Origin of the sequence: Methanobrevibacter thaueri (assembly GCF_015062905.1) — an archaeon.
Classification (GTDB): Archaea; Methanobacteriota; Methanobacteria; order Methanobacteriales; family Methanobacteriaceae; genus Methanocatella; species Methanocatella thaueri_A.
Genome location: NZ_SUTK01000071.1, coordinates 1 through 5,512, shown reverse-complemented (window position 1 = coordinate 5,512; position 5,512 = coordinate 1). Strand labels below are relative to the sequence as shown.

Here is a 5,512-nt window from a genome sequence, read left to right as displayed (position 1 = left end):
CCTTGAATTCCCTAGGTATCTTTAACCTTTTCATGTCGACAGGAGGTATTATGTGCTTTGACTTTCGGGTCTTGTCAAAGAGTGTCAGTTTCCTGTTTTTTAAAGGGTCAAAGTGTGGATCCAAAACAGACAATGTCTTTTCAAGGTCATCAGTCTTTTCCAGAGTCTTTTTAAGGTTTCGGAAAATCTTTTTATCAAAACCCTGAAGTTTCAGTTCATGTTTTATCGTATCATGAGCACAATCCTTGCAGATCAGTTGATTGTGATATTTATAGGAATAAGAGGAATTGACGATGGTTATGTTTCCCTCATAGGCACAGTAATCGCATACCCGTGTCTTTCTTACCTTGATATTCAGTGACTTTAAGAACTTTTCCACCTTTTCGTCAGGTGTTGCAAGAAAGACCGCCTGTGAGCGGAGCAATTTGGTGACCTCTCCGGGAGGCACAAGCTTTTCATTTAGAGTGGAGTTGTCCTTGAAGTTGTAATCGGCAACGAATCTTGCAATTGACAATGAGTCGCCTTCCTGTGAGAATTTGATGTTTCCAACAAATTCAGGTTCCCTCTTGTGATTCAATGCCCCTTTTGGTGAGCCGATTGGGTATAGTCTCCACTGTTTTTTAACTTTCTTTAAAACTAGCATTGTATTTAAATATATTTTTAATTGTTAATAAATATTAAAAAAAAAAATTAATTTGATTATTATTCCATATAATCAAATTTTGTCTCTAGAACTATAATTAGCGCAAATGCAATTACTGCAACGATAATGCATGGCAGCAATCCTGAAAAGTTAACGCTGACTGAATTTGCAATCTCTACAGCAGGAACTCTCAGTGATCCAAGCATTACACCAATGAGAAATGCCATTGTTATTTTCTCATGGTTTTTAAGCAGGTAATTGAGTATTCTTGAAAAACCAAGTATTCCTATTAGCGCACCTATTACAAAAACAATGATGTCGGTAAAATGAAGCTGATGTAGTGCATTCAGCATGTATTTGTACTGGCCCAATAAAAGAAGCAGGAATGAGCCTGAAATTCCCGGAAGGATCATTGCGCATATTGCAATCATACCTGAAATGAAAATTACAATCAGGGAATGATTTGCCGCTATCGGATTCATGCTGACAAATATGAATGTCAAAATAGCACCAATTACCGCAAATATTATGTTTTTTATGTTAATTTCATTGAGTTTCCTGAATAGGATTACCGCTGAAGCTATAATTAACCCTAAGAAGAATGAATAGGTCAGTGCAGTGTGAACGTCCATACAATAGGTAACGACTTTTGCCAAAGTCAAGAATGCAATGCCTATACCTAAAACCAATGGTATGAAGAACTTGAAATCGATTTCATCAAGCATCTGATTCCAAAATCCTTTAAAGTCACCCTTAAATAACGGCTTTAAAAAAGCGAACTTGATTTTACTAATTGCTTCAACCAAATGAGCATAAATTCCAGTTATCAAAGCTATTGTTCCGCCTGAAACTCCGGGAACAATATCTGCTGAGCCCATAAGGACTCCTCGAATAAATATGAAAAAAGCTTCCCTAATATCAAAACTCAAATTATCACCTTATAGTAATTAGTTAGATTAACATGTATTAAATAAGTTTTTAAAAAAAAAGAAAAAATGTGGGAATAAACCAATTATTTTGCATTCAAATTATTGAAGTCTATATCCTCACTCAATCCATATCTGAAAAGGAACATTCCATCCGGATTCACCTTTGATATGTTCTGGATTTTTGCGTTCATCTTATCTAAAGGAATCGGTTTTTGGGTTGAATTGTCAAAAGTTTGCAAATTTGCCCACACTTTGGCGCCCTCTGAGTGATCCCTAAGAGATGTAATGGCATCTTCTATATATGTGTCATTTTCATTGTTATTATCAAAGTAAGTCAAGGGAACAACAAAATCAAAGTTTTTACTGATTACGGAATAATCTGTACAGTATTTGTCTTTCAATTGATCATATTCCGGCATTACATCAGATGACAATATCAGATTCGGATTGTCCTTTCTGAGTTCTTCTGTCGCATTCACTACAAAATCTGAAACCGCCTGAGTGTAGTTGTCATTTTCAGCGGCGTCCGCACCCTCATATCTGACATAATTTAGGTGTATTCCTGCAAGGTCCTTTAAACCTGCATACTCTTTCAGTTCATTAATTTTTGCATCAACAAAGCTTTGGTTAGTTGGGTTATACCATTTTTCATCATCATTGAAAACCTGTGCAAAAATATGCACTGAAATTCCTTCATTTTTTGCATCCTGAATCCATGTTTCCACCTGGGTTTTGTCGTGTGTGTCCATGACTCTATAATCTAGGAACAGATCAGTAACCCCATGATTGGACAGTTCTGCGAAATCAACTTTGTCCATATCTTCGGGCAGGACACAGAATCCGTAATGCATATCCGATTCGTTAAAGTCTGTGGTTATACTTGTATCATTTTGACCGCTATCCTGTGCACAGATTGAAGACACACTGACTAATGAGACCAAAATGATTAGCGCAACTAATATTTTTCTATTCAATATTGTTACCTCCTTGAATTGATGTTTTCTTGAAAATATTCACGGAATTTGTTATTTTTAGATTTTGTGTAAGTATTTGCAATATATTTAAAAAAAAAAGAAAGGCGGTTCACAAGTAAAGTTAATTTTTTACTTGTAACCAATTAACCATAATAATCTATGGAATTATTCGTCGTTGAATGGCTGTGGAAGTTCGCAAACTCCACTGTCCTTTGCAAGGTATGCATAAGCGAATGCTGCACAGATTGCACCTAAAATAGGTCCGACAAGATATATTGGGAAGAATCCCCAGAGGTTTTGTCCTCCTAGAATCATGTCCATCAGGTATGGTCCGAAGGTACGTGCAGGGTTGATTGAAGCTCCGGTGAATGCGCCTAAAACTACAATTACTGCAGCAACTGTCATACCGATTGATATTCCGGCAAAACCAGGTTCTGCCTTTTTGTCAACAGCTACACCCATTACAACCATCATAAGGAAGAATGTTCCTAAAAATTCGGCAAACATTGCCTGCATATAGCTTACGCCAAGTCCTGGGGCTGTTGCACCCAGTCCTCCGATTGTTACTGCCTGAGCACCAAGACATAAGAATAGACAAAGGCTTCCTAAACATGCACCGATGACCTGAGCAACTATATAATAGATACTGTCAACCAATGCGATGTTTTTGGTTACTAAAAGTCCGATGGTAACCGCAGGATTCAAATGTGCGCCTGATATCTTTCCGAACACATAGATACATATCATTACAGTCAGACCAAATGCCAAAGCAATGGCAATCCAGTCACCAAGTCCTCCCAATGGCCCGATTCCAGCAGCTCCAGGAGTGATGCTTTCTGAGATTAAAAGTGTCACGACAGCTGAACCTGTACCGAAAAAGACCAGGAAGAATGTTCCCAGAAGTTCTGCAAAGAATTTTTTTCTTATGTTACATGTCATTTTTATCGCCTAAACTGCTTCTCTCCATTGACAGTATTCGTGTTTGTTGTCCACAAGTGAAGCGGCAGCACAGTTTTTACATCCTCTTACAGGTGATCCTGGCGCTTCTTTGTTAAGTGCAATGATGTTTGTCATCATGGTAGCTGTAATAGGTTCTGAAGTTAAGAGACATGGATAATCTGCGAGTCTCATGAGTGAAGAGAATCTTACTGTAATTGCACATGCCGGGTAAGTGTATCTTTGTGGGTTCATTACTGTTTCACTGGCCAAAATAGGGCTTAAGTCAACGTCAAATCCATTGATTTTTGGCACTAATTCTCCACCGGTACCTGCTCTGAATTTTCTTGCTCCACTGATTGCATTGAATCCTCTGTAAATCATGTCCATGAAGTCACAGTTGTGCAATTCTGCAGCTGCTCCTCTTGTTGGGTATTGCTGTACGAAGTTGTGGAACCTTTTGGAGAATAAGTCCACTACCATCGGTGCGTTGAATCCGTCAAGTTCCAATATGAATTCTGTTGCGCAAGCAGATGAACCAGTAGATAATTTAAGCACATCAAATGCTGATTTATAATTATCCAAATTATTCCTTAATGTTGCGTCGATTACTTCTGCAGTTGCCTGAACAATAGCTAATGTCATGTCATCTTTACACATGTTGTAAGTGGATTGGCCTATGTGGTGTCCGATATCTCCGACACAGTATGCAGGAACTGTTACGATGTTACCGTAGTGCACCCCATCATCCATTGCAGCCTTAACGACTGGTGTCATTGCTTTTTTATATTTGTTCATATAGTCCCTTACATCAAATGATGAGTGGTCAGCATCATCCATCAATTGGCCTTGTCCTTCGATAGGGGTTTTGTAAATCATCTGCAATGCAGCTATTTCCTTTTCGGTTGCTTCAGCTGCAGTTGCACCCGCTTCAATAGCATTGGCGAATGCGTCACCTACACCATAAGAAGTGTTCATACCCCATGATTTGGCTGAAAGAATTGCCTGTTTGTGAGCAACAGGAATGTCTGTTTTTTGCAATATCTGATTTACCACGTTACTTGTACTTCCAGGCATCAATGCAAAGTCAACTACACAGGTAGGTCCGTAAAATCCACCATATCTTCTGATTGATTCTTTGGAGATTAGTGCTTCACAATCTGCAATCGCTTGGATGAACTTGTCTAAGCTGTCTGCAAATTCTCCGTCTTCTTCACATAAGATTTCCAAAACAGGAGGGGTTTGGAAATGTTCAATGAATGGATCATCTTCACATTGTAAGGTGTCTGTAATTGAAGATAAAATCTCATAGTGGTTTTTTACAGATTCCTTGTGCAGATTAATCACTGATTCTGCTTGGCCATCTAATGCTTTCATACCAGATACCGCATCGGCATAAGGTTTAGCATCAGTAATTTTAAAGTCATTGTACCTGTTTTCTGATATAACAGCAACGTCTGCCTTCTGAGCAGCCATTGACTCGTTAATCATTTTTTCATATAACTCTCTCATTATTATCACCTGAATAATAATTGTACTACTAATAGGCTTTAAACAAGTATTTAAAGTTAACTATTATTAGTTGATTAAAAGTTTATTCAGTAAAATATATAAATTTATTGAAAATTTTCTAAAAAAATAAGTTATTATAAAGTAATTTTTTTAAAAAACAGATTTTGACTAGATACCATTAAAAAAAATTAATTGTAATCAAACTAGGAAGGCAAATAAGCCACCTGAATGTTTTGTTACATATTGAGCAATAAGAGGCACATTCAGAAAAATTTTGAAAAACACTTATAACATTCACAGCGTATAATCTAGGCTATTTAGTGGATATATAATAGACCTTTGCATAATATATAAGATCACGGAAGGTATAATCATTATCTGGCCAGTGCCATTTGCCATCCTTGAATTTGCTGTACTCCAATTTTGAAATCAGCCCGCCTGTTTTTTGGTTTTGAACCTCTCCGACCTGTAGAGGTCGGAGATTCTTAGGTAATCCATTCTATATGAATGGAAAATAT

At 37.4% G+C, this 5,512-nt stretch carries 4 protein-coding genes and 1 pseudogene; all 5 read right to left on the bottom strand.

What is annotated here, in order from left to right; translation table 11 throughout:
* Window positions 1–643, bottom strand: a pseudogene (locus E7Z79_RS08970) (DEAD/DEAH box helicase); the annotation flags it as partial.
* Between the two features lie 59 nt (window positions 644–702).
* On the bottom strand, window positions 703–1,521 hold the full coding sequence (locus E7Z79_RS08965; RefSeq protein ID WP_303739605.1) for a DUF368 domain-containing protein: 819 nt from the start codon (window positions 1,519–1,521) through the stop codon (window positions 703–705).
* A gap of 134 nt (window positions 1,522–1,655) precedes the next feature.
* Window positions 1,656–2,546 (bottom strand): hypothetical protein, encoded by an 891-nt coding sequence (locus tag E7Z79_RS08960; protein WP_303739604.1) that lies wholly within the window; start codon window positions 2,544–2,546, stop codon window positions 1,656–1,658.
* Window positions 2,547–2,711: 165 nt separating this feature from the next.
* Window positions 2,712–3,485, bottom strand: a complete 774-nt coding sequence (locus E7Z79_RS08955; RefSeq protein ID WP_303739603.1) for an MIP/aquaporin family protein — start codon at window positions 3,483–3,485, stop codon at window positions 2,712–2,714.
* A gap of 9 nt (window positions 3,486–3,494) precedes the next feature.
* Window positions 3,495–4,994, bottom strand: a complete 1,500-nt coding sequence (locus E7Z79_RS08950; protein ID WP_303739602.1) for a DUF2193 domain-containing protein — start codon at window positions 4,992–4,994, stop codon at window positions 3,495–3,497.
* Window positions 4,995–5,512: the final 518 nt, after the last annotated feature.